26 protein-coding genes, 1 other RNA gene and 1 pseudogene are annotated in these 26,353 nt (G+C 60.0%); 12 read left to right on the forward strand and 16 right to left on the reverse strand.

Translation table 11 applies throughout. The features are described from left to right. Positions 1-45: 45 nt before the first annotated feature. From IB250_RS17135 to IB250_RS17160, 7 genes and pseudogenes are all read right to left on the reverse strand, one after another. Positions 46-1,662 (reverse strand): ABC transporter permease, encoded by a 1,617-nt coding sequence (locus IB250_RS17135; RefSeq protein WP_192344980.1) that lies wholly within the window; start codon positions 1,660-1,662, stop codon positions 46-48. Between the two features lie 177 nt (positions 1,663-1,839). Then, positions 1,840-2,844, reverse strand: a complete 1,005-nt coding sequence (locus IB250_RS17140; protein WP_192344981.1) for an extracellular solute-binding protein — start codon at positions 2,842-2,844, stop codon at positions 1,840-1,842. A gap of 99 nt (positions 2,845-2,943) precedes the next feature. Then, positions 2,944-4,161, reverse strand: a complete 1,218-nt coding sequence (locus IB250_RS17145; protein ID WP_192345014.1) for a 2-octaprenyl-3-methyl-6-methoxy-1,4-benzoquinol hydroxylase — start codon at positions 4,159-4,161, stop codon at positions 2,944-2,946. A 9-nt stretch (positions 4,162-4,170) separates the two neighbouring features. Then, a pseudogene (locus IB250_RS28715) lies at positions 4,171-4,266 on the reverse strand (tetrameric acyl-CoA thioesterase); the annotation flags it as partial. Positions 4,267-4,288: 22 nt separating this feature from the next. Then, a complete protein-coding gene (gene ubiH / locus IB250_RS17150) occupies positions 4,289-5,476 on the reverse strand; it encodes a 2-octaprenyl-6-methoxyphenyl hydroxylase (RefSeq protein WP_192344982.1) in 1,188 nt (395 codons plus the stop codon). Further along, complete coding sequence (pepP, locus tag IB250_RS17155) at positions 5,473-6,807, reverse strand: Xaa-Pro aminopeptidase (RefSeq protein WP_192344983.1); 1,335 nt, start codon at positions 6,805-6,807, stop codon at positions 5,473-5,475. The genes ubiH and pepP overlap by 4 nt, the downstream gene beginning before the upstream one ends. 27 nt (positions 6,808-6,834) lie before the next feature. Continuing rightward, positions 6,835-7,389: a YecA family protein gene (locus IB250_RS17160; RefSeq protein WP_008012538.1), complete on the reverse strand. Its 555-nt coding sequence runs from the start codon at positions 7,387-7,389 to the stop codon at positions 6,835-6,837. 127 nt (positions 7,390-7,516) lie between these two features. Between IB250_RS17160 and IB250_RS17165 the strand changes: the two genes are divergently transcribed. From IB250_RS17165 to IB250_RS17180, 4 genes are all read left to right on the forward strand, one after another. Continuing rightward, a complete protein-coding gene (locus IB250_RS17165; RefSeq protein ID WP_007899405.1) occupies positions 7,517-7,726 on the forward strand; it encodes a TIGR02449 family protein in 210 nt (69 codons plus the stop codon). After that, entirely contained in the window at positions 7,723-8,040 is a 318-nt protein-coding gene (locus tag IB250_RS17170; protein WP_123500406.1) for a cell division protein ZapA, read from the forward strand. Before IB250_RS17165 ends, IB250_RS17170 begins: the two co-directional genes overlap by 4 nt. 30 nt (positions 8,041-8,070) lie before the next feature. Then, positions 8,071-8,249: non-coding RNA, 6S RNA (gene ssrS, locus IB250_RS17175), on the forward strand. 85 nt (positions 8,250-8,334) lie between these two features. Continuing rightward, the gene (locus IB250_RS17180) at positions 8,335-8,940 is read left to right on the forward strand and encodes a 5-formyltetrahydrofolate cyclo-ligase (protein ID WP_192344984.1); all 606 of its coding nucleotides are present in this window, start codon (positions 8,335-8,337) and stop codon (positions 8,938-8,940) included. 34 nt (positions 8,941-8,974) lie between these two features. On the opposite strand, the gene IB250_RS17185 is transcribed toward IB250_RS17180, so the two are convergent. Continuing rightward, the gene (locus IB250_RS17185) at positions 8,975-9,124 is read right to left on the reverse strand and encodes a hypothetical protein (RefSeq protein WP_018927582.1); all 150 of its coding nucleotides are present in this window, start codon (positions 9,122-9,124) and stop codon (positions 8,975-8,977) included. Positions 9,125-9,324: 200 nt separating this feature from the next. Between IB250_RS17185 and IB250_RS17190 the strand changes: the two genes are divergently transcribed. Beyond that, on the forward strand, positions 9,325-9,777 hold the full coding sequence (locus IB250_RS17190) for an EVE domain-containing protein (RefSeq protein WP_192344985.1): 453 nt from the start codon (positions 9,325-9,327) through the stop codon (positions 9,775-9,777). A 124-nt stretch (positions 9,778-9,901) separates the two neighbouring features. On the opposite strand, the gene IB250_RS17195 is transcribed toward IB250_RS17190, so the two are convergent. Next, a complete protein-coding gene (locus IB250_RS17195; RefSeq protein WP_095633149.1) occupies positions 9,902-10,309 on the reverse strand; it encodes a flagellar basal body-associated protein FliL in 408 nt (135 codons plus the stop codon). A 150-nt stretch (positions 10,310-10,459) separates the two neighbouring features. Between IB250_RS17195 and IB250_RS17200 the strand changes: the two genes are divergently transcribed. Together IB250_RS17200 and glpT are read left to right on the forward strand one after the other, a co-directional pair. Further along, entirely contained in the window at positions 10,460-11,437 is a 978-nt protein-coding gene (locus IB250_RS17200; protein ID WP_192344986.1) for an NADPH:quinone oxidoreductase family protein, read from the forward strand. Between the two features lie 220 nt (positions 11,438-11,657). Then, entirely contained in the window at positions 11,658-13,007 is a 1,350-nt protein-coding gene (glpT, locus tag IB250_RS17205; protein WP_192344987.1) for a glycerol-3-phosphate transporter, read from the forward strand. Here glpT and IB250_RS17210 read toward each other — a convergent pair. From IB250_RS17210 to IB250_RS17235, 6 genes are all read right to left on the reverse strand, one after another. Then, on the reverse strand, positions 12,983-13,651 hold the full coding sequence (locus tag IB250_RS17210; protein WP_192344988.1) for a gamma-glutamylcyclotransferase: 669 nt from the start codon (positions 13,649-13,651) through the stop codon (positions 12,983-12,985). The genes glpT and IB250_RS17210 overlap by 25 nt on opposite strands. 210 nt (positions 13,652-13,861) lie before the next feature. Further along, entirely contained in the window at positions 13,862-14,830 is a 969-nt protein-coding gene (locus IB250_RS17215; protein WP_192344989.1) for a CDP-6-deoxy-delta-3,4-glucoseen reductase, read from the reverse strand. Further along, positions 14,830-16,296, reverse strand: coding sequence for a 4-hydroxy-3-polyprenylbenzoate decarboxylase (ubiD, locus tag IB250_RS17220; protein WP_007899385.1), 1,467 nt, complete (start codon positions 16,294-16,296; stop codon positions 14,830-14,832). The genes IB250_RS17215 and ubiD overlap by 1 nt, the downstream gene beginning before the upstream one ends. Positions 16,297-16,438: 142 nt before the next feature. Continuing rightward, positions 16,439-17,698 carry a transcription termination factor Rho gene (gene rho / locus IB250_RS17225; protein ID WP_007899384.1) on the reverse strand — a complete coding sequence of 420 codons (1,260 nt, stop codon included), beginning with the start codon at positions 17,696-17,698 and terminating at the stop codon, positions 16,439-16,441. 247 nt (positions 17,699-17,945) lie between these two features. Beyond that, positions 17,946-18,275 (reverse strand): thioredoxin TrxA, encoded by a 330-nt coding sequence (gene trxA / locus IB250_RS17230; RefSeq protein WP_007899382.1) that lies wholly within the window; start codon positions 18,273-18,275, stop codon positions 17,946-17,948. 122 nt (positions 18,276-18,397) lie between these two features. Beyond that, entirely contained in the window at positions 18,398-19,105 is a 708-nt protein-coding gene (locus IB250_RS17235) for a FadR/GntR family transcriptional regulator (RefSeq protein WP_192344990.1), read from the reverse strand. A gap of 257 nt (positions 19,106-19,362) precedes the next feature. Here IB250_RS17235 and IB250_RS17240 point away from each other — a divergent pair, with 257 nt between their 5' ends. The 5 genes from IB250_RS17240 (at position 19,363) to ppx (ending at position 23,956) form a co-directional block, all read left to right on the forward strand. Continuing rightward, entirely contained in the window at positions 19,363-20,148 is a 786-nt protein-coding gene (locus tag IB250_RS17240; RefSeq protein WP_192344991.1) for a transporter substrate-binding domain-containing protein, read from the forward strand. A 19-nt stretch (positions 20,149-20,167) separates the two neighbouring features. Then, positions 20,168-20,839, forward strand: coding sequence for an amino acid ABC transporter permease (locus IB250_RS17245; protein WP_008076077.1), 672 nt, complete (start codon positions 20,168-20,170; stop codon positions 20,837-20,839). Then, the gene (locus tag IB250_RS17250; protein ID WP_192344992.1) at positions 20,836-21,486 is read left to right on the forward strand and encodes an amino acid ABC transporter permease; all 651 of its coding nucleotides are present in this window, start codon (positions 20,836-20,838) and stop codon (positions 21,484-21,486) included. The genes IB250_RS17245 and IB250_RS17250 overlap by 4 nt, the downstream gene beginning before the upstream one ends. Further along, a complete protein-coding gene (locus tag IB250_RS17255) occupies positions 21,473-22,210 on the forward strand; it encodes an amino acid ABC transporter ATP-binding protein (protein ID WP_008076079.1) in 738 nt (245 codons plus the stop codon). The genes IB250_RS17250 and IB250_RS17255 overlap by 14 nt, the downstream gene beginning before the upstream one ends. A gap of 243 nt (positions 22,211-22,453) precedes the next feature. Beyond that, a complete protein-coding gene (gene ppx / locus IB250_RS17260) occupies positions 22,454-23,956 on the forward strand; it encodes an exopolyphosphatase (RefSeq protein WP_123500426.1) in 1,503 nt (500 codons plus the stop codon). Positions 23,957-24,125: 169 nt separating this feature from the next. On the opposite strand, the gene ppk1 is transcribed toward ppx, so the two are convergent. Beyond that, positions 24,126-26,348 (reverse strand): polyphosphate kinase 1, encoded by a 2,223-nt coding sequence (ppk1, locus tag IB250_RS17265; protein WP_192344993.1) that lies wholly within the window; start codon positions 26,346-26,348, stop codon positions 24,126-24,128. Positions 26,349-26,353: the final 5 nt, after the last annotated feature.

A 26,353-nucleotide genomic window follows, 5' to 3' on the forward strand; every position in this document is an offset into this window, starting at 1 on the left:
GCACCGAATGCCGCGCATTGTAGCCGCAAGGTGTAGGACTGACACCTACGCGTTTCGGTGCGCCGAACGTCGGATCAATCCGATGACCGGTAACAGCCCGACCAACACCAGGGTCAATGCCGGCAACGAGGCTCTCGCCCACTCGCCCTCGCTGGTCATTTCAAAGATCCGCACCGCCAGCGTGTCCCAGCCAAACGGGCGCATTAGCAGGGTTGCGGGCATTTCCTTGAGCACGTCGACGAACACCAGCAACGCCGCGCTCAACGTGCCCGGCAGCAGCAGCGGCAGATACACTTTGAAAAACAGTCGTGGCCCACTGACGCCAAGGCTACGTGCTGCTTCGGGCAAAGAGGGCCGTATTCGCGCCAGGCTGCTTTCCAGCGGTCCATAGGCCACCGCGATAAAACGCACCAGATAGGCCAGCAACAACGCCGACAGACTGCCCAGCAGCAACGGTTTGCCCGCGCCGCCAAACCAGCCTGACAGCGGGATCACCAGTTCGCGATCCAGGTAACTGAACGCCAGCATGATCGACACCGCCAGCACCGAGCCTGGCAAGGCGTAGCCAAGGTTGGCCAGACTGATGCCGGAGCGGATCGCCCGGGTCGGCGCCAATCGACGGGCAAAGGCCAGCACCAGAGCGACACTGACGGTGATCAATGCTGCCATGCCGCCCAGGTACAGGGTATGGATGATCAATCCGGCATAACGCTCATCCAGATCGAAGCGCCCACGTTGCCAGAACCACACCACCAGTTGCAGCACTGGAATGACGAAGGCGCAGGCAAATACCAGGCCGCACCAGCTCATGGCCGCCAGCGCCTTGAACCCGCGCAGGTGATACAACGCCTTGACCCGTGGCCGTTCGTTGCTCGCCCGATTGGCCCCGCGGGCACGGCGCTCGCCATACAGCACGACCATCACCACCAATAGCAACAGGCTGGCCAGTTGCGCAGCCGTGGAAAGACTGAAAAAGCCGTACCAGGTTTTGTAGATAGCGGTGGTGAACGTATCGAAGTTGAACACCGACACGGCACCGAAATCCGCCAGGGTTTCCATCAGCGCCAACGCCACGCCCGCGCCAATGGCCGGACGTGCCATCGGCAATGCCACTCGCCAGAACGCCTGCCACGGGGATTGCCCAAGGACTCGCGCTGCTTCCATCAAGCCTTTGCCCTGAGCCAGGAATGCGCTACGTGCCAAGAGGTAAACGTACGGATAAAAAACCAGCACCAGTACCAGAATCACACCGCCGGTGGAGCGCACTCGCGGCAGCCTCAGGCCACTGCCGAACCATTCGCGCAGCAAGGTTTGCACGGGGCCGGCAAAATCCAGCAGGCCGACAAAGACGAATGCCAGCACGTAAGCAGGAATCGCAAAGGGCAGCATCAGCGCCCAGTCCAGCCAGCGCCGCCCGGGGAATTCGCAGAGGCTGGTGAGCCAGGCCAGGCTGACGCCCAGCAGCGTTACGCCGAAACCGACGCCGAGGACCAGCGTGAGGGTATTGCCCAGCAACCGCGGCATCTGGGTGTCCCACAGGTGGGACCAGATCTGCTGATCGATGGTTTGCCAGGAAAGAAGCAGGACGCTCAGGGGCAGCAGGACCAGCGCAGCAATGGCGAAGACCAGAGGATACCAGCGGCGTTGGGCAGGGTGGGCCAAGGAAAGCTCTCGTTTAAATGATTGTGCCCACGCTCTGCGTGGGCACACATCTTGTGACGCTCTGCGTCACGCTTCGACGCGGAGCGTCGGTGGATGCATTCCCACGCAGAGCGTGGGAACGATCAGGCCGGCCGGGACGTCGCCGACTTCATTCTGTGGCGCAGTATATCGACAGACTCAGTTCCAGCCAGCCCGATCCATCATCCGGATCGCTTCAGCCTGACGCTTGCCCGCGATTTCCACCGGCAAGGTGTCGGCCACGAACTTGCCCCAGCTCGCGACTTCAGCTGAAGGTTGAACGGCAGGGTTGGCCGGGAATTCCTGGTTCACGTCAGCGAAAATCTTCTGTGCTTCAGGCGTGGTCATCCACTCCACCAACGCCTTGGCAGCTTGCGGGTGTGGCGCGTGTTTGGTCAGGCCGATGCCCGACAGGTTGACGTGCACGCCACGGTCGCCCTGATTCGGCCAGAACAGCTTCACCGGCAGGTTCGGCTTCTGTTGGTGCAGACGGCCATAGTAGTAAGTGTTGACGATGCCGACATCGCACTGGCCGGCGTTGATCGCCTCCAGCACGGCAACGTCGTCGGAGAACACGTCGGTGGACAGGTTGTTGACCCAGCCCTTGAGGATTTTCTCGGTTTTCTCGGCACCATGGACTTCGATCATGGTGGCGGTCAGGGACTGGTTGTAGACCTTCTTCGCCGTGCGCAGGCACAGCCGGCCTTCCCACTGCTTGTCGGCCAGCGCCTCGTAGGTGGTCAGTTCACCGGGTTTTACCCGGTCGGTGGAATAGGCGATGGTCCGTGCCCGCAGGCTGAGGCCGGTCCAGGCATGGGAGGACGCGCGGTATTGCAGTGGAATGTTGGCGTCGATCACCTTGGACGTGAACGGCTGGAGGATGCCCATCTGCTCGGCCTGCCAGAGGTTGCCGGCATCGACGGTCAGCAGCAGGTCGGCAGTGGCGTTTTCGCCCTCGGCCTTGATCCGCTGCATCAGCGGCGCTTCCTTGTCGGTGATGAACTTCACCTGCACGCCGGTTTTCTGGGTGTAGGCATCGAAGACTGGCTTGATCAGCTCATCGATACGCGAGGAGTAAACCACCACCTCGTCGGCGGCCTGGGCGGCGGTGCTGCCAATCAGGGTCAGGGCCAGTGCGGTCAGTAGACGCTTGGGTGCCAACATGGAAGCGGTCTCTCGAATGGGGAAGTGAGAGCGAATGATAAGGACTCACATTTCGCATCTCAATCGGACAGTGAGTGGAGGCGTTACCGGATGTTGCAATCAAGCCTTGGCAAGTGCCGGCAGATCCCCAATCAACCCAAGCGCCTCACGCACGAACAACGCCTTGGCCTCAGGCATCTGGTCGACCATCTTCAACCCGGTATTACGCAACCAGCGCACCGGCAACGGATCGGCCTGGAACAAGCGCTCGAACCCTTCCATCGCCGCCATCAATGCCAAGTTGTGGGGCATGCGCCGACGCTCATAGCGACTGAGCACTTTCACGTCCGCCAGCCGCTCGCCACGCGTGGCCGCTTGCAGCAGCACTTCGGCCAGCACCGCGGCATCGAGGAAACCAAGGTTCACGCCCTGCCCGGCCAGCGGATGGATGGTGTGGGCCGCGTCGCCGATCAGCGCCAGACCTTCAGCCACGTAACGTTTTGCATGACGCTGACGCAGTGGCACACACAAACGCGGGTCGGCGCGGAGCACCGTGCCGAGGCAGCCTTCGAAGGCCCGCTCCAGCTCTTTACAGAAGCCTTCGTCATCCAGCGCCATCAAGCGCTCGGCTTCGCTCGGCGTGGTCGACCAGACGATCGAGCACCAATCCTGTTGACCGTCCCGCTCCAGCGGCAGAAACGCCAGCGGACCGTTGTCAGTGAATCGTTGCCACGCAGTCATTCGATGGGGTTTTGAGCTTTGCACGCTGGTAACGATCGCGTGGTGCATGTAATCCCATTCGCGAGTCGCAACACCGGTCAGGCGCCGAACGGCCGAGTTGGCGCCATCCGCCGCGATCACCAAAGGTGCCCGCAAGGTGCGGCCATCGGCCAGGGTCAGCAGCCAGTCGTCACCGGAGCGGCGCATCTGTTCCAGACGCGCATTGGCCAGCATCCCGAGATCGCAGTCGTGCAGTCGGTCGAGCAAGGCGTCCTGAACCACGCGGTTCTCGACGATATGCCCGAGCACTTCGGCATGCACGCTGGTCGCCGAGAAATGGATCTGCCCGGTGCCGCTGCCATCCCAGACATGCATGTCCGTATAGGGGCTGCTGCGCCGGCTGACGATGCCATCCCAAACGCCCAGACGTTCGAGTATTCGCTGGCTGGCCGCCGACAAAGCGCTCACCCGCGGTTCGAACGGAGCCTGCCCATCGAAGGGTTTGACGCTCAGGGGACTACCGTCCAGCAGCAGGACTTCGAGCCCACTGTTTTGTAACGCCAGCGCCAGGGCACTGCCGACCATTCCGGCCCCGACAATCAGCAGATCTGCGCGCATTTCCATGCTTTAAGCCTGTCTCGCTTGCGGCTTGAGCCGCTCATAAAGTTTTTTTCCGACGCGCGTCACCCAAGTGCTCGCGCCGTCGTGAATATCGACTTGCAGGTTCACCCTGCCCGGCTTTCGCTTAGTCATCGGGACGCGTACCCAGGCCCATGGCCTGCCGGGCGAACCAGCGTTTGGCCGGCGGCAACAGATCGAGGCCGAGCAGGCCGATGTTGCGACCCAGGGAAACCAGCGGCTGCGTGCTGCCGAACAAGCGGGTGACCTGATCGGAGAAGCCCACGGTCAGGCTCTGGTCCAGACGCTGACGCTCGCGATAGGCCTGCAAGGTGGCGAAATCGCCGGGCGATGTCTCGCTGCCCAACAAACTGTCGGCCAGCGCCTGGGCGTCACGCAACGACAGGTTGAACCCTTGCCCGGCAATCGGATGCAGGCTGTGGGCGGCGTTGCCGAGGATCGCCAGATGCGGGCGGACTTGTTCCTCGGCTTCGATCAGCGACAACGGATACAAATGCCGTGCGCCGACCTGCTTCAGCGTGCCGAGGCGATAACCGAAGATGCCCTGCAGCTCAGTGAGAAAGCTGCGGTCATCAAGGGCTGCCAGCCGTTGCGCATCCATACCCAAACGGGTCCAGACCAGCGCGCAACGATTGTCCGGCAACGGCAGCAAGGCCATCGGCCCATCGTCGGTGAAACGTTCGAAGGCCATGCCGTTGTGCGCTTCGCTGGGGGTGATGTTGGCGATCAGCGCGCTCTGGTTATACGGGCGCTTCTTGATGCCGATCCCCAGTTGCTCACGCAAGCCGGAACGGCCGCCATCGGCGAGCACCGCAAGGTCGCATTCCACCAGGGTTTCATCGTTGAGCGTCAGGCGATAGCCGTCGGTCAGCGGTTCCATGCCGGTGACCTCCGCCGGGCAACGCCAACTGATCACGTCCTTGTCCAGACTGTGCCAGAGGCATTGGCCGAGCCAGGCGTTTTCCACCACATAACCCAGCGCCGGAACGCCCTCTTCCATCGCCGACAGCCGCGCGGTGGAGAAACGTCCACGGTCGGAGACATGAATCTGCTTGATCGGCTCGGCGCGGCGGGAGATTTCCTGCCACACACCCAACCGTTGATAAATCTGCCGGGCACCAAAGGACAACGCCGAAGAACGGGCGTCATAACTGGGTTGATAGCTGTCGCCGGGGGCAAACGGTTCGATCAGCACGATCTTCCAGCCACGGGCCTTGGCCCCGGCCTGCAACGCCAACGCCAGACTGGCGCCAACCAGGCCACCGCCGATGATTGCCAGATTGACTCGACTCATGCCGCTTGTGTCCGTGCTGCGGCCATCAATGCCTCGATGTCGGCGACCGTTTTCGGCACGCCGTTCGTCAGGATTTCACAACCGGTTTTAGTGACCACCACGTCGTCCTCGATGCGCACGCCAATGCCGCGCCATTTCTTCGCCACGTTCTGGTTGTCCGGCGCAATGTAAATGCCCGGCTCGACCGTCAGCGCCATGCCGACTTCCAGCACGCGCCATTCGCCGCCGACCTTGTACTCGCCAACGTCGTGCACATCCATGCCCAGCCAGTGGCCGGCGCGGTGCATGTAAAACGCTTTATAGGCTTCGCTGGCGATCAACTCGTCGACGTCGCCCTGCAACAGGCCCAACTTCACCAGACCGGTGGTAATCACCCGTACCGTGGCTTCGTGCGCCTGATTCCAGTGTTTGTTCGGCGCAATTTCGGCAAACGCCGCTTCCTGAGAAGCCAGCACCAACTCGTAAATTGCCTTCTGCTCCGGTGAATACTTGCCATTGACCGGCCAGGTGCGGGTGATGTCGCTGGCGTAGCAGTCGATCTCGCAACCGGCGTCGATCAGCACCAGATCACCGTCCTTGAGCACTGCGTCATTCTGCTGGTAATGCAGGATGCAGCTGTTGCGCCCGGCGGCGACGATCGAACCGTAAGCCGGCATCTTCGCCCCGCCCTTGCGAAATTCGTAATCGAGCTCGGCTTCGAGGCTGAACTCATGCAAACCGGCACGGCTGGCCTGCATCGCACGAATATGGGCCTGGGCGGAAATCCGTGCGGCTTCGCGCATTACCTTCACTTCTGCCGCCGATTTATACAGGCGCATGTCGTGAAGCAGATGATCCAGGGCAACGTATTCGTTCGGCGGCTGGGCGCCGAGGTGCGCTTTAGAGCGGATCACGTTGATCCAGTCCATCAGGTGCCGATCGAATTCCGGATTGCTGCCCATGGCCGAGTACACCCGGTCACGGCCTTCGATCAGGCCCGGCAGGATGTCGTCGATGTCGGTGATGGGGAATGCGTCGTCGGCGCCGAAGTCGCGGATCGCGCCTTCCTGGCCGGCGCGCAGGCCGTCCCACAATTCCCGTTCGGCATTACGTTCCCGGCAAAACAGCACGTATTCGCCGTGCTCACGGCCGGGCATCAAGACGATGACGGCTTGAGGCTCGGGGAAACCGCTGAGGTACTGGAAGTCGCTGTCCTGACGGTAGACGTGCTCGACATCACGGTTGCGGATGGCCACCGCGGCGGCAGGCAGGATGGCGATGCTGTTGGGTTCCATCTGCGCCATCAGCGCCTTGCGGCGACGGCTGTATTCCGATTTCGGGATATGAATCATGGGCAGATGGCTTTCCCTGGCACGCGATTAATGCAACGACGGTTTGGCAGCCGCTTCGTCGGTTTTCTTGGTTTCGGTGAACAGCAGCAACGGAGCGACGCGCAGGTACTCCATCACTTCCATGTAGTCGCTTTCGCCGTCGTCGGACTCTTCCAGCGCGTCCTGTACCTGGGCAATGGCGGCGAGATCCTGCAGCACTTCGGTGGCTTCAGTGCTCAAGGCATATTCGCGGCGGGTCAGACCGAAGCCGGTAAGAAAGCCCTGGCACCACTGGCCCAGTGCAGCCGCGCGCTCGGTGAGCGGCGCGTCGTCGGTCGGCAGCAGCAGAACAACGGTCATGTCGTCGCTGGTAAGCTCGCCCTTGACCATCTCTTGCAGGCCGATCAAGGCGTTGCGAACGTTGTCTTGTGGCTCGCCTTCGAGCAGCTCGGCGGCGTCGGCCAACCAGCTGTCGGCTTCGAAGCCGGCACCGGCGCAACTGCGACCGAGCAACAGGCCGTGCAGTTCGGCAGGCGAGACGGGATGGCCGCTGGTGCTCAGCAGGGTGGCGAAGGCTTGGTACGGAGAATTCTGAATGGGCATGGGCAGCTAGGCGCCAGACGGCGCTATGTCTAGAATGAAGGCCTTGTATCCTACATCGACAGACTCGCCAAGACTATTAAAGGCTGTCCCGCCAGCTATCACGCATCAGACACAACCAGTGGACACAATGGAAGACACCGACCTGCAAGCGCTGATGGCCAGACTCGAGCTGCTAATTACTCGAGTCGAGCAACTAAAGAGTCAGAATGGACTCCTATTAGCTCAGGAAAAGAGCTGGCGCGAGGAACGCGCGCATCTCATTGAAAAAAATGAAATCGCCCGGCGTAAGGTCGAATCGATGATTTCGCGCCTCAAGGCCCTGGAGCAAGACTCATGAGTTCAAGCAATAGCGTTACCGTGCAGATCCTCGACAAAGAATACTCGATCATCTGCCCCCAGGAAGAGCGCAGCAACCTGGTGAGCGCTGCCCGTTACCTGGACGGCAAGATGCGCGAAATTCGCAGCAGCGGCAAAGTCATCGGCGCCGACCGCATCGCCGTGATGGCCGCGCTGAACATCACGCACGATCTTCTGCACAAGGAAGATCGCCCGGATGTGCAGGCCAGCGGTTCGACCCGCGAGCAGGTTCGCGACCTGCTGGACCGCGTCGATCTGGTGCTGTCGACCGATCCGGATGTCACCAAGGGCTGAAACGCGAAACCGCTTGGGGTATACTCGCATCACTCCCTGGGGTGCTTGCCAGTTGACGACGTCCCTGAGCCGATTCGCACTACCCTGGAGGTTGCACGTTGGGCTGGTGTGCATGTCCGCTAGACGGAAAGCCTTAAAGCCTACTGCATCTTCCACCTTGAACTTTCGGGTTCAAGGGCTAAGTCGACAGCGGTTCATCCGGGGAGCCTGATTCCAGTCCGATGCCGGTTTAAATACCGGCATCGGCTTTTTTACGGGTACGCTTTGGTACTCGCACTTCTGAAGCCTGAATCCATGACCGAACCTGCGCTGCTGCCCCGCCCGCAACTTCGACGCATGCTGCGCAAGGCCCGCCGCGAACTGACTCCCAGTCAGCAGCGCGAGGCCGCTCGCGGGCTGTATAAGCAATTGATCCAGCACCCGCTGTTCCGCCGCGCAAAACACATCTCCCTGTACCTGCCCAACGACGGTGAAATCGATCCGCGCCTGTTGATGCGTGCCGCGCAACGTCGGGGCAAGGCGACGTATCTGCCGGTGCTCAGTGCCTGGCCGCGAACCAAAATGGTGTTCCAGCGGATTCGCCCCGGCGAAAAGCTCAAACCCAACCGTTTTCGCATCCCCGAACCTCGCCACAACATCGCCCGACAACGCAAGGTCTGGGCGCTGGATCTGGTGTTGTTGCCGCTGGTGGGGTTTGACGATGTCGGCGGACGCCTGGGAATGGGCGGTGGTTTCTACGATCGAAGCCTGGCGTACCTGGCGCGCCGCAAAAACTGGCGCAAGCCGACGCTTCTGGGCCTGGCCCATGAATGTCAGAAGGTTCAACGATTGGCTCAGGCGAGCTGGGATGTGCCGCTGCAGGGAACGGTCACGGACAAGGCATGGTATTTCGCGGACTAGACGCCACTGATTTCAGCGGCGTCGAAAGACAGGTTCAGCGCTTGAAGGCCGACGGCTGTTGCTGCGCGATCTCGACCGGAGCATCGGGTTTGTTGTTCCACAGGCTTTGGGCATAGCCGGTGGTCACGACACCAAGGCCGAATAAAATAACCAAAATCCATAGTAAATCCGGTTTGCGTTTCATCGATTGCCCCCCAAAGGCACATCAACACGATGACAGCAGCGGTTTCCGTTGTAGGTGTAGGCCGTGCAGCAGCGTCAAGCTTAGAAGGCCGGCATTTTGCGACAACGTGAACCGACACGCAAACGCTGGCGTCAACCGACTGTCGGTTTGTCATAAAATTGCCCGACCGCTTGCCCACTCACCTCGCAAGGAGCAAAACCATGGCCTATTGGCTGATGAAATCCGAGCCTGACGAACTCTCGATCAAAGACCTGGAGAAGCTTGGCCGAGCGCGCTGGGACGGGGTTCGCAACTATCAGGCGCGTAACTTTCTGCGGGCAATGGCGGTGGGTGACGAGTTTCTCTTCTATCACTCCAGCTGCCCGGAGCCGGGGATTGCCGGGATCGGCAAGATTGTCGAAGCCGCGTACCCGGACCCGACGGCACTGGAGCCTGAGAGTCATTACTTCGATCCGAAGGCCACTGCCGAGAAAAACGCCTGGAGTGCGATTGATGTTGCTCACGTCGAGACGTTTTCCAGGGTGCTGAAGCTGGATTATCTGAAGCAGCAAACGGCGTTGGCCGAGATGCCACTGGTGCAGAAGGGTTCGCGGCTGTCGGTGATGCCAGTGACAGCCGAGCAGTGGGCGACGGTGATTGCATTAAGGTCTTGAGCCATGCAGTGACTGAAAGAATGCTATCGCGAGTAGGCTCGCTCCCACACTGAATCTGCATACACTGGAGATCCCCTGTGGGAGCGAGCCTGCTCGCGATGAGGCCGCCCAGACAAAAAAAGTCTTACTGAATAATGAGGTTGTTGAACAACAAATCCTCAACCACTGGCTTGCCGGTTTCGTCGTTCATCACTTGCTGAGTCTGCTTCAAGGCTTCCTGACGCAGCTTTTCCTTGGCTTCGACGTTGTTCATGGCTTCAGTGGTCTGCTGCGCAAACAACGCCACCAGCTTGTTACGGATCAATGGCTCATTGGCCTTTACCGCTTTGGTCGCCTCGTCACCGGTCACCCGCAACGCCACATCGGCCTTGTAGACCTTGAGCTTCGGCGTACCGTCCAGCCCATAGTTGCCCACGAATGGCGGGCTCAGGGTAATGTAGTTGACCTTCGGGGCTTCACCTTCTTTGGCTTCTTCGGCCATCGCTGCCACAGGCAGAGACAGGGCCAGCATCAACATGATCCACGCTTTCACAATTCGCTCCTTATCCGGTTTGCGGCCAAGCATAACGACCCGCCGCTCAAGCACAAGCTTATGGCTGACTATCAGGGTCGGGCATGCTCGTTGACCCAATGACTCACACACCTACACTTATCGGCCATCACTCCCAAAGGAATAGCCCTGATGAAAGCCGTGCTGTGCAAAGCCTTCGGCCCTGCCGAATCGCTGGTGCTGGAAGACGTCGCCAGTCCTGTCGCGAAGAAGAATGAAATCCTGCTGGATGTGCATGCGGCTGGGGTGAATTTCCCGGACACGTTGATCATCGAGGGCAAATATCAGTTCAAGCCGCCCTTCCCGTTTTCTCCGGGTGGCGAAGCGGCCGGCGTGGTCAGTGCGGTAGGCGAAAAGGTCAGCCACCTCAAGGTCGGTGACCGGGTCATGGCCCTGACTGGCTGGGGCAGTTTTGCCGAGCAGGTCGCGGTGCCGGGCTACAACGTGCTGCCGATCCCGCCCTCGATGGACTTCAACACCGCCGCCGCATTCAGCATGACCTACGGCACTTCGATGCACGCCCTCAAGCAACGGGGCAACCTGCAACCTGGCGAAACCTTGCTGGTGCTTGGCGCTTCCGGCGGCGTCGGCCTCGCCGCGGTGGAAATCGGTAAAGCCATGGGTGCTCGCGTTATAGCCGCCGCCAGCAGCGCAGAAAAACTCGCGGTAGCCAAGGCTGCCGGCGCCGATGAGTTGATCAACTACAGCGAAACCAGCCTCAAGGACGAAATCAAACGCCTGACCGACGGCCAGGGCGCCGACGTGATCTACGATCCGGTGGGTGGCGACCTGTTCGACCAGGCAATCCGCGCCATTGCCTGGAACGGCCGTCTACTGGTAGTCGGTTTCGCCAGCGGACGAATCCCTGAGCTGCCAGTGAACCTGGCACTGCTCAAAGGCGCAGCGGTGGTCGGCGTGTTCTGGGGCTCCTTTGCCCAGCGCCAACCACAGGACAACGCGGCAAACTTCCAGCAACTGTTCGGCTGGTTTGCCGAAGGCAAGCTGAAGCCGCTGGTGTCTCAGGTTTATCCGCTGAGCAATGCGGCGCAGGCCATCAATGATCTTGGCCAGCGCAAGGCGGTCGGGAAAGTGGTGGTTCAGATTCGCTGATTGTTTACCTGACCTGCTTGAGCCGAACCGGGTCGCAGCCCTGCGACCCGGTTACGCCATCCCCATACCGCCCTGCATTTATACCTGAGCGACATGTTCATAAAAGAACATGCAATCTCCAACATTTCCACTGTTTGGCTGATGCGAACCGGTGCTATTTTCGGTAACGAAACTGTAACATTCGCATCCGCAGTCAAAACAAGAAATCTGGAGCCTTTGAATGTTTGCTTTCTTTCGTCCTGCCGCACATCAGGCTCCATTGCCTGAAGAAAAAATAGACAGCACCTACCGACGCCTTCGCTGGCAGATCTTCGCCGGGATTTTCATTGGGTATGCGGGTTACTACCTGCTGCGCAAGAACTTCACCCTGGCATTTCCGGATCTGATCGCCCAAGGCTATACAAAAGGCCAACTCGGGGTGGCGATGTCGGCGATTGCAATCGCCTACGGTCTTTCCAAGTTTTTGATGGGCATCGTGTCCGACCGCTCCAATCCTCGTTACTTCCTGCCCTTTGGCCTGATTGTGTCCGCCGGGGTGATGTTCGTTTTCGGTTTCGCACCGTGGGCAACGTCCAGCGTGACCATGATGTTCATCCTGTTGTTCATCAACGGCTGGGCGCAAGGCATGGGTTGGCCACCGAGCGGGCGCACCATGGTGCACTGGTGGTCGCAGAAAGAACGCGGCGGCGTGGTTTCGGTATGGAACACCGCGCATAACGTCGGCGGCGGCTTGATCGGCCCGCTGGCGATACTCGGCATGGGCTGGTTCAACGACTGGCACAGCAAGTTCTACGTACCGGCAGCGGTGGCGTTGCTGGTCGCTGTATTTGCCTTCATTGTCATGCGCGATACTCCGCAATCGACGGGCTTGCCGCCTATCGAGAAGTACAAGAACGACTACCCGGAAGGCTACGACGCCAGCCACGAAGAAGAATTCAGCGCCAAGGACATCTTCGTCAAATACGTGCTGCGCAACAAAATGCTCTGGTTCATCGCGCTGGCCAACGTCTTCGTCTACTTGTTGCGCTATGGCATCCTGGATTGGGCGCCGACCTACCTTAAAGAGGTCAAGCACTTCGACTTCGACAAGACGTCCTGGGCTTACTTCCTGTACGAGTGGGCAGGCATTCCCGGCACGCTGCTGTGTGGCTGGATGTCGGACAAGATCTTCCGGGGCAACCGTGGCCTGACCGGCATGGTGTTCATGGCGTTGGTGACTGTGGCGACTGTGGTGTATTGGCTGAATCCACCGGGCAACCCGATGGTCGATATGATCTCGCTGTTCGCGATCGGCTTCCTGATCTATGGCCCGGTGATGCTGGTGGGTCTGCAGGCGCTGGAGCTGGTGCCCAAGAAAGCCGCGGGCACGGCTGCCGGTTTCACTGGTTTGTTTGGTTACCTGGGTGGTTCAGTCGCGGCCAGTGCCCTGATGGGCTACACGGTGGACTATTTCGGCTGGGATGGCGGCTTCATCCTGTTGGTCGTCGCCTGCCTGCTGGCGATGGCGTTTCTGGCACCCACCCTGGGTCACAAGAACGTCGCCAGTCAGAGCCGCGAAGCGATCGCCTGATCGGTCTTTGATTTGCAGCGCTTGAGCCGCGCCTCCAGATTCCGGTCTGGCATGGCGTGGCTACGCAGGGCGTGAGCTGTCTGCTCGACATACTCGCGAGTAGTGCCGTAACGCCCGCAAGCGCTTTCGAATACCTGGCTCAGCACATGATCCGGCAAGTTGCCGGCATAGCTGGGCAGGTGCCGCTCCAAAACGAATCCCAATGCCTGAACCTGGCTTCCGTCTTCGAGACGGCAGTTAAGCCAATGTGGGCGATAGGAGGGAAATGGCATTTCACGCTGCCAGAGCGCATAAAGCGAAGCTTCGAGTTGCTCTTCGGGCAAGCGATAGGCAAACCCGCTGCATGAGCCGCCGCGATCCAGGCCAAACACCAGCCCCGGCACTTCCGGTGTACCGCGATGTTCGTGGGACCACAGGTATAAACCGCGATGGTAGCCATGCACGCGACCGCGCACTCGCTCAACCGCCGCACATTCAGGGCGCCAGATCAGCGAACCATAAGCGAATAGCCAGACCGGCCCACCCTTGTGGCGCGCCATGGTCGATTGCATCGAGCTGAGCAATTGTTCGTGCGTAAGCTGCGGCCCCAGATCGAGCTGCGGAGGGTAAGCCAGATTCAAAAAAGCAGATTCAATGGCGCTCATGGCGAATAGCGTTCAGCTCCCCGCGGGTGAAGAATTACTTAATAGAACGCACCGCTGTAACAATAAGGCACATATGGTTTAAGGCAATTTAAGTGCCATAGCGGCGCTCTAAAACTTATTGCCTGAATGAGATATAACCTACCGGCATCTATAAAAATTTATAAATACCGATCGGCTATATGGGGAGTTATAACGATTTAAGATCGCGGATCAAGATCGGGGGGCGTAAGCGAACACATCCGCGCGCATTTGATGGGCATCCATCCCCGCTTCGACCAGCGCATCCAGCGTGCCATAGACCATGGCCGGAGAGCCGCTGGCATAGACGTGCAGGGCTTTCAGATCAGGGAAATCTTCACACACCGCCTCATGCAACATGCCGCAGCGCCCTCCCCAGCCACATTGATCACTGACGACTTTATGCAGGAACAGATTGGGCAACTTCAACCATTCGTCCCAATGCTCAATGTCATAAAAGTCTTCAGGACGACGCACGCCCCAATACAGATGCACCGGATGCTTGAATCCCGTGGCCCGGCAATGTTCGATCAGGCTGTGGATCTGGCCCATGCCGGTACCGGCAGCAATCAGTACCAGTGGACCCTCCGGCAGTTCCGCCAAATGGGTATCGCCGAACGGCATCTCGATGCGCACCATCGCGTTGCGCTGAAGCTGTTCGATCAGGCTCAACGCACTGCTTTCGCGCGCCAGTACATGAATTTCCAGGTCGCGCCCGGAATGCGGTGCAGAGGCCAGGGAGAAGGCGGATTTCTCACCGCTCTCGCGCTCGATCATCAGGTACTGGCCGGCGTGATAGCGCGGCGGCTTGCCCGCCGGCGCACGCAGACGCACGCGCCAGGTATCGCCGCCAACATCCCTGCATTCAATGACCTGACACGACACGCTGCGCACCGGCAATTCTCCCAGCGCGAGCACGCCATCCCACAGCACGATGCAGTCTTCCAGCGGCTCTGCAATGCAAGTGTAGAACTCGCCATGGTCACGCACATCGCCGGCTTGTTCGACCCGGCCTTCCACCAGCAACGCGCCACACACATGGCAATTGCCGTTACGACAGCTTTGCGGGCATTCATAGCCCAGGCGCCGCGCGCCATCGAGAATCCGCTCGCCGGGCAGAATCTCTAGCACTGCTCCGGAGGGCTGCAAGGTTACACGCATCAATCTATTCCTAACTGATTCCAGATGGCATCGATCCGTTGGGTAACGGCTTCATCCTTGACGATGACCCGGCCCCACTCGCGGGTGGTTTCGCCTGGCCATTTATGCGTGGCATCGAGCCCCATCTTCGAGCCCAGGCCGGAAACCGGCGAGGCGAAGTCGAGGTAGTCGATCGGCGTGTTGTCGATCATCACCGTGTCGCGCTTGGGGTCCATGCGCGTGGTGATGGCCCAGATCACGTCGTTCCAGTCCCGTGCGTTGATATCGTCGTCAGTGACGATAACGAACTTGGTGTACATGAACTGTCGCAAAAACGACCAGACACCGAGCATTACCCGCTTGGCATGCCCAGGATACGACTTCTTCATGGTCACGATGGCCATGCGGTACGAACAGCCTTCGGGCGGCAGGTAGAAGTCGGTGATCTCCGGAAACTGCTTCTGCAGGATCGGCACGAACACTTCATTCAGCGCCACACCGAGTATCGCCGGCTCATCCGGCGGACGGCCGGTGTAGGTGCTGTGATAGATCGGTTTGATTCGATGGGTGATGCGTTCGACGGTGAACACCGGGAAGCTGTCGACTTCGTTGTAATAGCCAGTGTGGTCGCCATACGGGCCTTCGTCGGCCATTTCACCCGGATGGATCACGCCTTCCAGAATGATTTCAGCAGTGGCCGGCACTTGCAGGTCGTTGCCTCGGCACTTCACCAGTTCGGTGCGGTTGCCGCGCAACAGACCGGCGAAAGCATATTCGGAAAGGCTGTCCGGTACGGGCGTCACAGCACCCAGAATGGTTGCCGGGTCAGCGCCCAAGGCCACGGAGACCGGGAACGGCTGGCCGGGGTGTTTCTCGCACCACTCACGGTAATCCAGCGCGCCGCCACGGTGGCTCAACCAGCGCATGATCACCTTGTTGCGGCCGATCACTTGCTGACGATAGATGCCGAGGTTCTGGCGGTCCTTGTTCGGACCTTTGGTGACGGTCAGGCCCCACGTGATCAGTGGACCGACGTCGCCCGGCCAGCAGGTCTGTACCGGTAACATCGCCAGATCGACATCGTCGCCTTCGATGACCACTTCCTGGCACACCGCGTCTTTGACGACTTTCGGTGCCATGGCAATGATCTTGCGGAAGATCGGCAGCTTGGACCAAGCGTCTTTCAGGCCTTTCGGCGGCTCGGGCTCTTTGAGGAATGCCAACAGCTTGCCGATTTCGCGCAGCTCGCTGACCGCTTCTGCGCCCATGCCCAGCGCCACGCGCTCGGGGGTGCCGAACAGGTTGCCGAGTACTGGAATGTCATAACCGGTAGGGTTTTCGAAAAGCAGCGCCGGGCCCTTGGCGCGCAACGTTCGATCGCAGACCTCGGTCATTTCGAGCACTGGGGACACTGGAACCTGGATGCGCTTGAGTTCGCCGCGCTTTTCCAGGCCGCTGATAAAGTCGCGCAAGTCGCGATACTGCATGCGTGAGCCTCGTGTTGGCCGTGGCGTTCGGGGCAGGCAGTTTAGCGCCGAACCCCTCTATTCAGAACCACGAACTGCCGGTTCATCAAAAATCAGATAGCAAAAAGCCGGGTTTCCCCGGCTTTTGCTGACTTTCTGCGATTTACTTGCGCTTCATCGACAGGAAGAACTCGTCGTTGGTCTTGGTCTGTTTCAGCTTGTCGACCAGGAACTCGATGGCAGAGACTTCGTCCATCGGGTGCAGCAGCTTGCGCAGAATCCACATACGCTGCAGTTCGTCGTCGGCCGTCAGCAACTCTTCGCGGCGAGTACCGGAACGGTTGATGTTGATGGCCGGGAACACACGTTTTTCAGCGATCTTGCGATCCAGAGGCAGTTCCATGTTGCCGGTGCCTTTGAATTCTTCGTAGATCACTTCGTCCATCTTCGAGCCGGTTTCAACCAGCGCGGTAGCGATGATGGTCAGCGAGCCGCCTTCTTCGATGTTCCGTGCAGCGCCGAAGAAACGTTTCGGTTTCTCCAGGGCGTGGGCATCGACACCACCGGTCAGCACCTTGCCGGAGCTCGGGATCACGGTGTTGTAGGCACGCGCCAGACGGGTGATGGAGTCGAGCAGGATCACCACGTCCTTTTTGTGTTCGACCAGGCGCTTGGCCTTCTCGATCACCATTTCGGCAACCTGCACGTGGCGGGTTGGCGGCTCGTCGAACGTCGAGGCAACCACTTCGCCACGCACGGTGCGCTGCATTTCGGTCACTTCTTCCGGACGTTCGTCGATCAGCAATACGATCAGATGAACTTCAGGATTGTTACGTGCGATGTTCGCCGCGATGTTTTGCAGCATGATCGTTTTACCGGCTTTCGGCGGTGCAACGATCAGGCCGCGCTGGCCTTTGCCGATCGGGGCGCACAGGTCGATGACACGACCGGTCAAGTCTTCGGTGGAACCGTTGCCGGCTTCCATCTTCATGCGCACGGTCGGGAACAGCGGGGTCAGGTTCTCGAAGAGAATCTTGTTTTTCGCGTTCTCGGGGCGATCGTAGTTGATCGTGTCGACCTTGAGCAGTGCGAAATAACGCTCGCCTTCCTTTGGAGGGCGGATCTTGCCAACGATGGTGTCACCGGTGCGCAAGTTGAAGCGGCGGATCTGGCTCGGCGAGACGTAGATGTCGTCTGGGCCGGCGAGATAGGAAGCGTCAGCGGAGCGCAGGAAGCCGAAGCCGTCCTGGAGAATCTCCAGCACGCCATCACCGGAGATTTCCTCGCCGCTTTTAGCGTGCTTTTTGAGCAGGGAGAAAATCACGTCCTGCTTGCGCGAACGGGCCATATTTTCTATGCCCATCTGTTCGGCCAATTCGAGCAGTTCGGTAATCGGCTTTTGCTTGAGTTCAGTCAGATTCATATAGGAATGACGTAATCATTTATGGAGGGGGGAAATTAAGCTTTTGGCTTAATGAGGCCGCGCCGCAGAGAAGGCGACAGGATCGCGTACTTATTCGAAAAGGAGTGCGTCGGCGACGGCTAGCAGGGGGCAGTGGAGAAACCAGTGCGGGGCCGAATGTACCACCTGAGTTTCGGAGCGTCTAGCCCTCAATAACGAAAAGGCCCCGCATTATGCGGGGCCTTTTCATGACGCTTTATAACAACGCTTAGATGTTGGCGTCGAGGAAAGCAGCCAGTTGCGACTTCGACAGCGCACCGACCTTGGTGGCTTCGACGTTGCCGTTCTTGAACAGCATCAGCGTCGGGATACCGCGCACGCCGTGCTTGGCCGGGGTTTCCTGGTTTTCGTCGATGTTCAGCTTGGCGACGGTCAGCTTGCCAGCGTAGGTGCCAGCGATCTCGTCCAGAACCGGGGCGATCATTTTGCAAGGGCCGCACCACTCAGCCCAGTAGTCAACAAGCACAGGGCCAGCAGCCTTCAGTACTTCTTCTTCGAAGTTAGCGTCGGTGACGTGCTTGATAAGATCGCTGCTCATGGATGTCTCCGGGTTGTAAGCAATAAAAAACGTGGCCCATCATAGCCGCCCTTCCCGTGTTCAGGAAGCCGCAGATGATTGAGTCTCGCTATGGTGGCCCATGAGTTTGGGTATAGCTCAAGTCATGAGGTGGCGGGAGCGACGAAAGCAATTCCGGTACGCAGGGCGGCATTGCGCACATGCTCCTGCATGGCCTTCTGCGCGGCACCAGAGGCCCGACGAGCCAGCGCACGGAGGATTTTACGGTGTTCCTGCCAGGTTTCCATCGCCCGTTCGGCCCGGATGAACGGTAGCTTCTGGCTCTCCAGGAAGATGTCGGCGCTGGCGGTCAGAATGCTCAGCATCGCCTGATTGCCGCTGGCCAGGAGGATGCGCCGGTGAAACTCGAAATCCAGTCGCGCCGCTGCATCGAAGTCGGCGGCACGCAGTTCGTTGCGCATGGCGGCGACATTGTCTTCCAGGACATCGAGTTCATCGGTGCTCAGGGTCACGGCCGCCAGCCCGGCGGCAAAACCTTCCAGCGCGTAGCGCAACTGGAAGATGTCCAGCGGCGATGCCTGAGCCGCGAACGGCCAGCCCGGCGCCGCATCGCCCCGGGGCAGATCGACTGGTGACTGCACAAACACGCCCTTGCCCGGCTGGATACTGATCACGCCCAGTGCGCTCAGGGACGATAACGCCTCACGCAATGACGCTCGACTGACCCCCAATTGCACCGCCAGGTCCCGTTGCGAGGGCAAGGCATCCCCCGCCCCGAAACCTTGCTCGGTGATCAGTTTGCGGATGGCTTGCAGCGCCACTTCGGGTACGGCGCGGGAGATCGAGTTCATGGTTTTTTCAGACGAGCCAGGCCAATGAGCGGCTAGTTGTAAAGCTATTCGCGACGTCCGGCAAGTCGTGCCCCATGGGGGTTCGGGAATTTTCACGGGTGCGCCATCAGGGTGCGAAATGTCACTCAACTGTTCAGACCAGTAAGACCGAGCGACACCAGCAAAACCGTGGCCTGCGCCCCCCAAAAACCAATCTTGGCATGGCCCGTGCTCTGTCGATCCGCAGAAATCACTTCCCGCCGATCCGGAGATTTGCCATGACCATGCGTTACAGCGTCCTCCTCGCCACCCTGTTTGCCAGCTTGATGCTGAGCCAGGCACCCGCCCACGCCGACGGTCTGGAGGATGTGGTCAAGCGCGGCACCCTCAAAGTCGCCGTGCCCCAGGACTTCCCGCCGTTCGGTTCGGTCGGCCCGGACATGAAACCTCGCGGCCTCGATATCGACACCGCCAAACTGCTGGCCGACCAACTCAAGGTCAAACTTGAACTGACCCCGGTCAACAGCACCAACCGCATTCCGTTCCTGACCACCGGCAAAGTCGACCTGGTGATTTCCAGCCTCGGCAAGAACCCTGAGCGCGAGAAAGTCATCGACTTCTCCCGTGCCTACGCGCCGTTCTACCTCGCCGTGTTCGGCCCGCCAGACGCCGCCATCAAGGGCCTGGACGATCTCAAGGGCAAAACCATCAGCGTCACCCGTGGCGCCATCGAAGACATCGAACTGACCAAAGTCGCTCCCGAAGGCGCGACCATCAAACGCTTCGAAGACAACAACTCGACCATCGCCGCTTACCTGGCAGGGCAAGTCGACCTGATCGCCAGTGGCAACGTGGTGATGGTAGCGATCAGCGAAAAAAACCCGAAACGCGTGCCAGCCCTCAAGGTGAAGCTCAAGGACTCGCCGGTTTACGTTGGCGTGAACAAGAAGGAGCCGGCGCTGCTGGGCAAGGTCAACGACATCCTCACCACGGCCAAGGCTGACGGTGCGCTGGAAAAGAACTCGCAAACCTGGCTGAAAGAGCCGCTGCCGGCCGATCTCTGATCGTTCGCGGAGACGATTTATGGCTTATCAGTTCGATTTCTTGCCGGTGGTGGAAAACACCGATCTGCTGCTGCGCGGTGCGCTGTTCACCCTTGAGTTGACGGCCATTGGCGCGGTGCTCGGGGTCGGTCTGGGTATCGTCGGGGCACTGGTGCGGGCGTGGAACATCCGCCCGTTCGCCGGCATTTTCGGGGTTTACGTCGAGTTGATCCGCAACACGCCATTCCTGGTGCAGTTGTTTTTCATCTTCTTCGGTTTGCCGTCGCTGGGCCTGCAGATTTCCGAATGGCAGGCGGCGGTGCTGGCGATGGTGATCAACCTTGGCGCCTATTCGACCGAGATCATCCGCGCCGGCATTCAAGCGATCCCCCGCGGGCAGCTGGAAGCCGCGGCCGCCCTGGCGATGACCCGCTTCGAAGCCTTCCGTCACGTGGTTCTGCTGCCGGCGCTGGGCAAGGTCTGGCCGGCCCTGAGCAGCCAGATCATCATCGTCATGCTCGGCTCGGCGGTCTGTTCGCAGATCGCCACCGAAGAGCTGAGCTTCGCCGCCAACTTCATTCAATCGCGCAACTTTCGCGCCTTTGAAACCTATGCCCTGACCACACTGATCTACCTGTGCATGGCCCTGCTGATCCGCCAATTGCTGAACTGGATCGGCCGGCGCTACATAGCAAGGAGCAGCAGCCAATGAGTGATTTCACCCTCTGGGACATCCTGCGCAACCTGCTCACGGGGCTGCAATGGACCCTGGCATTGTCGCTGGTGGCGTTTATCGGCGGCGGGCTGATCGGATTGCTGATCATGGTGATGCGGATTTCAAAAAAATCCCTGCCCAGCCACTTCGCCCGCACCTACATCGAGCTGTTCCAGGGCACGCCGCTATTGATGCAGCTGTTTCTGGTGTTCTTCGGTGTGGCGTTGGCCGGTGTGGAGATTTCGCCGTGGATGGCCGCGGCCATGGCCTTGACGCTGTTCACCAGCGCTTACCTGGCGGAGATCTGGCGCGGTTGTGTCGATTCGATCCCCAATGGCCAGTGGGAAGCCTCGTCGAGCCTGGCACTCAACCCGCTGGAGCAACTGCGTTACGTCATCCTGCCGCAAGCCCTGCGCATCGCTGTGGCGCCAACCGTGGGTTTCTCGGTGCAAGTGGTCAAAGGCACCGCCGTCACCTCGATCATCGGCTTCACCGAACTGACCAAGACCGGCGGCATGCTCGCCAACGCGACCTTCGAGCCCTTCATGGTCTACGGCCTGGTGGCGCTCGGTTACTTCCTGCTCTGCTACCCCTTGTCCCTCAGTGCGCGCTACCTGGAAAGGAGACTGCATGCCTCTGCTTAGAATTTCCGCCCTGCATAAGTATTACGGCGATCACCATGTGCTCAAAGGCATCGACCTGAGTGTCGACGAAGGCCAGGTGGTGGCGATCATCGGCCGTAGTGGCTCGGGCAAATCCACCTTGCTGCGCACCCTCAATGGTCTGGAGTCGATCAATGACGGCGTGATCGAAGTCGACGGCGAATACCTCGACGCCGCCCGCGCCGACCTGCGCAGCCTGCGGCAGAAAGTCGGGATGGTGTTCCAGCAGTTCAATCTGTTCCCCCACCTCACTGTGGGCGAAAACGTCATGCTCGCGCCGCAAGTGGTGCAGAAAGTGCCGAAAGCCAAAGCCGCCGAACTGGCGCGGCAGATGCTGGAACGGGTGGGGCTGGGGGAAAAATTCGATGCCTTTCCCGACCGACTGTCTGGTGGCCAGCAACAGCGGGTGGCGATTGCCCGGGCGCTGGCGATGTCGCCGAAGGTGCTGTTGTGCGATGAAATCACCTCGGCACTGGATCCGGAACTGGTCAACGAAGTGCTGAGCGTGGTCCGGCAACTTGCCAAAGAGGGCATGACGCTGATCATGGTCACCCATGAAATGCGCTTTGCCCGCGAGGTTGGGGACAAATTGGTGTTCATGCACCATGGCAAGGTGCATGAGGTGGGGGATCCGAAGGTATTGTTTGCCAACCCGCAGACGGCGGAGCTGGCGAATTTTATCGGGACGGTTGAGGCGGCAGGCTGAGAGATCTTCAGTGCCTGCAAGGCCGCCTTCGCGGGCAAGCCCGCTCCCACAGGGTTCTCTGCTGGAACGCGATGGTGTGTTCGACGCAAAAACCTGTGGGAGCGGGCTTGCCCGCGAAGAGGCCATTCGCAACACCACGGATGCCCCGTGGTAAAAGATCGCAGCCTTCGACAGCGCCTACGCGTTGGCGGCAGCGTTTGATCGTGGCAGGATGTCGAGGTTATCGACCGAGACCCCCTGACCATGCCGCAATCCCAAGCCAAGAATCTGTCCCTGATCGCCGCAATCGACCTGGGCTCCAACAGCTTTCACATGGTCGTGGCCAAGGCCCAGAACGGCGAAATCCGGATTCTCGAACGTCTCGGGGAGAAGGTTCAGCTGGCCGCCGGCATCGACGAAGAGCGCCAACTCAGCGAAGAATCCATGCAGCGCGGGCTCGATTGCCTGAAGCGTTTTGCCCAACTGATCAGCGGTATGCCGCCCGGCACGGTGCGGATCGTCGGCACCAACGCCCTGCGCGAAGCCCGTAACCGCGCCGAATTCATCCACCGCGCCGAAGAAATTCTTGGCCATCCGGTAGAAGTCATCTCTGGCCGTGAAGAAGCGCGCCTGATTTACCTCGGCGTCTCTCACACCCTCGCCGACACGCCGGGCAAGCGCCTGGTAGCCGACATCGGCGGCGGCAGTACCGAATTCATCATCGGCCAGCGCTTCGAACCGCTGCTGCGCGAAAGCCTGCAAATGGGCTGCGTCAGCTATACCCAGCGCTATTTCAAGGATGGCAAGATCACCCCGGCCCGCTATGCCCAGGCGTACACCGCGGCGCGGCTGGAGATCATGAGCATCGAACACGCCCTGCACCGCCTGACCTGGGATGAAGCCATCGGCTCCTCGGGCACCATTCGCGCCATTGGCCTGGCGCTGAAGGCCGGCGGGCATGGCACTGGCGAAGTGAATGCCGAAGGCCTGGCCTGGCTCAAGCGCAAGCTGTTCAAACTCGGCGATGCCGAGAAAATCGATTTCGAAGGCATCAAGCCCGACCGTCGGGCGATTTTCCCCGCCGGGCTGGCGATTCTCGAAGCGATCTTCGACGCCCTCGAATTGCAACGCATGGACCACTGTGAAGGCGCCCTGCGCGAAGGCGTGCTCTACGACCTGTTGGGCCGTCATCATCATGAAGACGTGCGTGAGCGCACTCTCAGCTCGCTGATGGAGCGTTACCACGTTGACCTGGAACAAGCCGCACGGGTCGAACGCAAGGCGCTGCATGCCTTCGATCAAGTGGCCGAGGATTGGCAGCTGGATGACGGTGTCTGGCGCGAATTGCTGAGCTGGGCCGCCAAGGTCCATGAAGTGGGCCTGGACATTGCCCACTATCAGTACCACAAGCACGGCGCCTACCTGATCGAGCACTCGGACCTGGCCGGATTCTCCCGCGAAGACCAGCAAATGCTCGCGCTACTGGTACGTGGCCACCGACGCAACATTCCCAAGGACAAGTTCGCCGAATTCGGCGACGACGGCATCAAGCTGATTCGCCTGTGCGTGCTACTGCGTTTTGCGATTCTGTTCCACCACATCCGCGGTATCCAGGAAATGCCACAGGTCGTGCTGCATGCCAACGGCGACAGCCTGGACGTGTTGTTCCCGGAACACTGGCTGGACGACAACCAGTTGACCCAGGCCGACTTCGCCCTGGAAGCGGAATGGCTGACTCGCGTCAGCTTCGTCCTTAACGTTCGTTGAAATTGAAAAAGGCCTTCTTCGGAAGGCCTTTTTTTGTGCCCGCGATTCAGCAGACGATGCAAGCCCCATGTGGGAGCGGGCTTGCTCGCGAAGGCGGTGTGTCAGTCAACATCCATGCTGAATGTGCTGCCCCCTTCGCGAGCAAGCCCGCTCCCACAGGGTTTGCGCGTTAACGAACAGCCAGAATCGGGCTACCCAAACGCTCAAGCAAAGTTGCCTGGGCACTGCGCGGGTTCTGGTTGCCGGTCGGCGTGTTGCGGATGTAGCGACCGTCCGACTGCAGGCTCCAGCTGTGGGTGTTATCGGTGAGATAAAGCTCCAGCTCTTTCTTGACCCGCAAAATCAGCTTCTTGCCCTCGACCGGGAAGCAAGTCTCGACGCGCTTGTCGAGGTTGCGCTCCATCCAGTCGGCGCTGGACAGGAACATCTGCTCTTCGCCGCCGTTGAGGAAGTAGAAGACCCGGGTGTGTTCCAGGAAGCGACCGATGATCGAGCGCACATGGATGTTGTGGGAGACCCCGGCGATGCCCGGTCGCAGGCAGCACATGCCACGCACCACCAGATCGATACGCACCCCGGACTGACTGGCCTTATACAACGCGCGGATGACCTTCGGGTCGGTCAGCGAGTTGAACTTGGCGATGATGTGCGCCGGTTTGCCGTCGAGGGCGAATTGCGTCTCCCGGGCAATCATATCAAGCATGCCCTTCTTCAACGTGAACGGTGCGTGCAGCAGTTTCTTCATGCGCAGGGTCTTGCCCATACCGATCAGCTGGCTGAACAGTTTGCCGACGTCTTCGCACAAGGCATCGTCGGAGGTCAGCAGGCTGTAGTCGGTATACAGACGGGCGTTGGCCGCGTGATAGTTGCCGGTACCCAAGTGGGCGTAGCGGACAATCTCGCCCGCTTCGCGACGCAAAATCAGCATCATCTTGGCGTGGGTCTTGAAACCGACCACGCCGTAAATCACCACCGCACCGGCCGCTTGCAGACGGCTGGCCAGTTGCAGATTGGACTCCTCATCGAACCGCGCGCGCAATTCGATCACCGCCGTCACTTCCTTGCCGTTACGCGCAGCGTCTACCAGCGCATCGACGATCTCGGAGTTGGCACCGCTTCGATACAACGTCTGGCGTACCGCCAACACGTGCGGGTCTTTCGCTGCCTGACGCAGCAAGTCGACCACCGGGGTGAACGACTCGAACGGGTGCAGCAGCAGAATGTCCTGCTTGCTGATCACGCTGAAAATGTTCTCGCTGTTTTGCAGCAGTTTCGGGATCTGCGGGGTGAACGGGTTGTATTGCAGCTCCGGATGACTGTCCAGGCCAGTGATGCTGAACAGCCGGGTCAGGTTGACCGGGCCGTTGACCTGATACAACTCGGTCTCATGCAGGTTGAACTGCTTGAGCAAGTAGTCGGACAAGTGTTTCGGGCAGGTATCGGCAACTTCCAGCCGCACCGCGTCACCGTAGCGACGGGAGAACAACTCGCCGCGCAGGGCGCGGGCCAGGTCTTCGACATCTTCGGTGTCGACTGCGAGGTCGGCGTTTCGGGTCAGGCGGAACTGGTAGCAGCCCTTGACCTTCATGCCCTGGAACAGGTCATCGGCGTGGGCGTGGATCATCGACGACAGGAACACATAGTTGTCGCCGGGACCGCCGACTTCTTCCGGCACCTTGATGATCCGCGGCAGCAGACGCGGCGCCGGGATAATCGCCAGACCGGAGTCGCGACCGAAGGCGTCGATGCCTTCGAGCTCGACGATGAAGTTCAGGCTCTTGTTCACCAGCAACGGAAACGGGTGCGTCGGGTCGAGGCCGATCGGAGTGATGATCGGGGCGATCTCGTCGCGGAAATAACGACGAACCCAGGTCTTGAGCTTGGTGGTCCAGTAACGGCGACGGATGAAGCGGACCTGATGTTTTTCCAGTTCCGGCAACAGAATGTCATTGAGGATCGCGTATTGGCGATCGACGTGGCCGTGCACCAGTTCACTGATGCGAGCCAGGGCCTGGTGCGGTTGCAGGCCATCGGCGCCAGCCTGTTCGCGAGCGAAGGTGATCTGCTTCTTCAGGCCGGCCACACGAATCTCGAAGAACTCGTCCAGGTTGCTGGAGAAAATCAGCAGAAACTTCAGCCGCTCCAGCAATGGGTAGGACTCATCCAGCGCCTGTTCCAGCACGCGGATGTTGAACTGCAGTTGCGAGAGCTCACGATGGATGTACAGGCTGCTGTCATCCAGGCCGGGAATGGCAATCGCTGGCGCCGCAACAACGGGCTCGGCCACCACCGCGGCAGGAGCAGGCTCCAGCTCCGGCGGGGTTTCGGCGATTGGCTCCACCACAGGTTGAGCGTCTTTTACGGCAACTTCAGTGAGTCCTTCGGTATTCATCGAAT

It is taken from the genome of Pseudomonas sp. PDM09, assembly GCF_014852305.1.
In the GTDB taxonomy this organism is placed as follows: domain Bacteria; phylum Pseudomonadota; class Gammaproteobacteria; order Pseudomonadales; family Pseudomonadaceae; genus Aquipseudomonas.

Coding starts and splice junctions, on each gene's coding strand:
- IB250_RS17140 (WP_192344981.1), bottom strand. CDS start 2,844: ATGTTGGCACCCAAGCGTCTACTGACCGCACTGGCCCTGACCCTGATT.
- IB250_RS17145 (WP_192345014.1), bottom strand. CDS start 4,161: ATGCGCGCAGATCTGCTGATTGTCGGGGCCGGAATGGTCGGCAGTGCC.
- ubiH (WP_192344982.1), bottom strand. CDS start 5,476: ATGAGTCGAGTCAATCTGGCAATCATCGGCGGTGGCCTGGTTGGCGCC.
- pepP (WP_192344983.1), bottom strand. CDS start 6,807: ATGATTCATATCCCGAAATCGGAATACAGCCGTCGCCGCAAGGCGCTG.
- IB250_RS17160 (WP_008012538.1), bottom strand. CDS start 7,389: ATGCCCATTCAGAATTCTCCGTACCAAGCCTTCGCCACCCTGCTGAGC.
- IB250_RS17165 (WP_007899405.1), top strand. CDS start 7,517: ATGGAAGACACCGACCTGCAAGCGCTGATGGCCAGACTCGAGCTGCTA.
- IB250_RS17170 (WP_123500406.1), top strand. CDS start 7,723: ATGAGTTCAAGCAATAGCGTTACCGTGCAGATCCTCGACAAAGAATAC.
- IB250_RS17180 (WP_192344984.1), top strand. CDS start 8,335: ATGACCGAACCTGCGCTGCTGCCCCGCCCGCAACTTCGACGCATGCTG.
- IB250_RS17185 (WP_018927582.1), bottom strand. CDS start 9,124: ATGAAACGCAAACCGGATTTACTATGGATTTTGGTTATTTTATTCGGC.
- IB250_RS17190 (WP_192344985.1), top strand. CDS start 9,325: ATGGCCTATTGGCTGATGAAATCCGAGCCTGACGAACTCTCGATCAAA.
- IB250_RS17200 (WP_192344986.1), top strand. CDS start 10,460: ATGAAAGCCGTGCTGTGCAAAGCCTTCGGCCCTGCCGAATCGCTGGTG.
- glpT (WP_192344987.1), top strand. CDS start 11,658: ATGTTTGCTTTCTTTCGTCCTGCCGCACATCAGGCTCCATTGCCTGAA.
- IB250_RS17210 (WP_192344988.1), bottom strand. CDS start 13,651: ATGAGCGCCATTGAATCTGCTTTTTTGAATCTGGCTTACCCTCCGCAG.
- IB250_RS17215 (WP_192344989.1), bottom strand. CDS start 14,830: ATGCGTGTAACCTTGCAGCCCTCCGGAGCAGTGCTAGAGATTCTGCCC.
- ubiD (WP_007899385.1), bottom strand. CDS start 16,296: ATGCAGTATCGCGACTTGCGCGACTTTATCAGCGGCCTGGAAAAGCGC.
- rho (WP_007899384.1), bottom strand. CDS start 17,698: ATGAATCTGACTGAACTCAAGCAAAAGCCGATTACCGAACTGCTCGAA.
- trxA (WP_007899382.1), bottom strand. CDS start 18,275: ATGAGCAGCGATCTTATCAAGCACGTCACCGACGCTAACTTCGAAGAA.
- IB250_RS17235 (WP_192344990.1), bottom strand. CDS start 19,105: ATGAACTCGATCTCCCGCGCCGTACCCGAAGTGGCGCTGCAAGCCATC.
- IB250_RS17240 (WP_192344991.1), top strand. CDS start 19,363: ATGACCATGCGTTACAGCGTCCTCCTCGCCACCCTGTTTGCCAGCTTG.
- IB250_RS17245 (WP_008076077.1), top strand. CDS start 20,168: ATGGCTTATCAGTTCGATTTCTTGCCGGTGGTGGAAAACACCGATCTG.
- IB250_RS17250 (WP_192344992.1), top strand. CDS start 20,836: ATGAGTGATTTCACCCTCTGGGACATCCTGCGCAACCTGCTCACGGGG.
- IB250_RS17255 (WP_008076079.1), top strand. CDS start 21,473: ATGCCTCTGCTTAGAATTTCCGCCCTGCATAAGTATTACGGCGATCAC.
- ppx (WP_123500426.1), top strand. CDS start 22,454: ATGCCGCAATCCCAAGCCAAGAATCTGTCCCTGATCGCCGCAATCGAC.
- ppk1 (WP_192344993.1), bottom strand. CDS start 26,348: ATGAATACCGAAGGACTCACTGAAGTTGCCGTAAAAGACGCTCAACCT.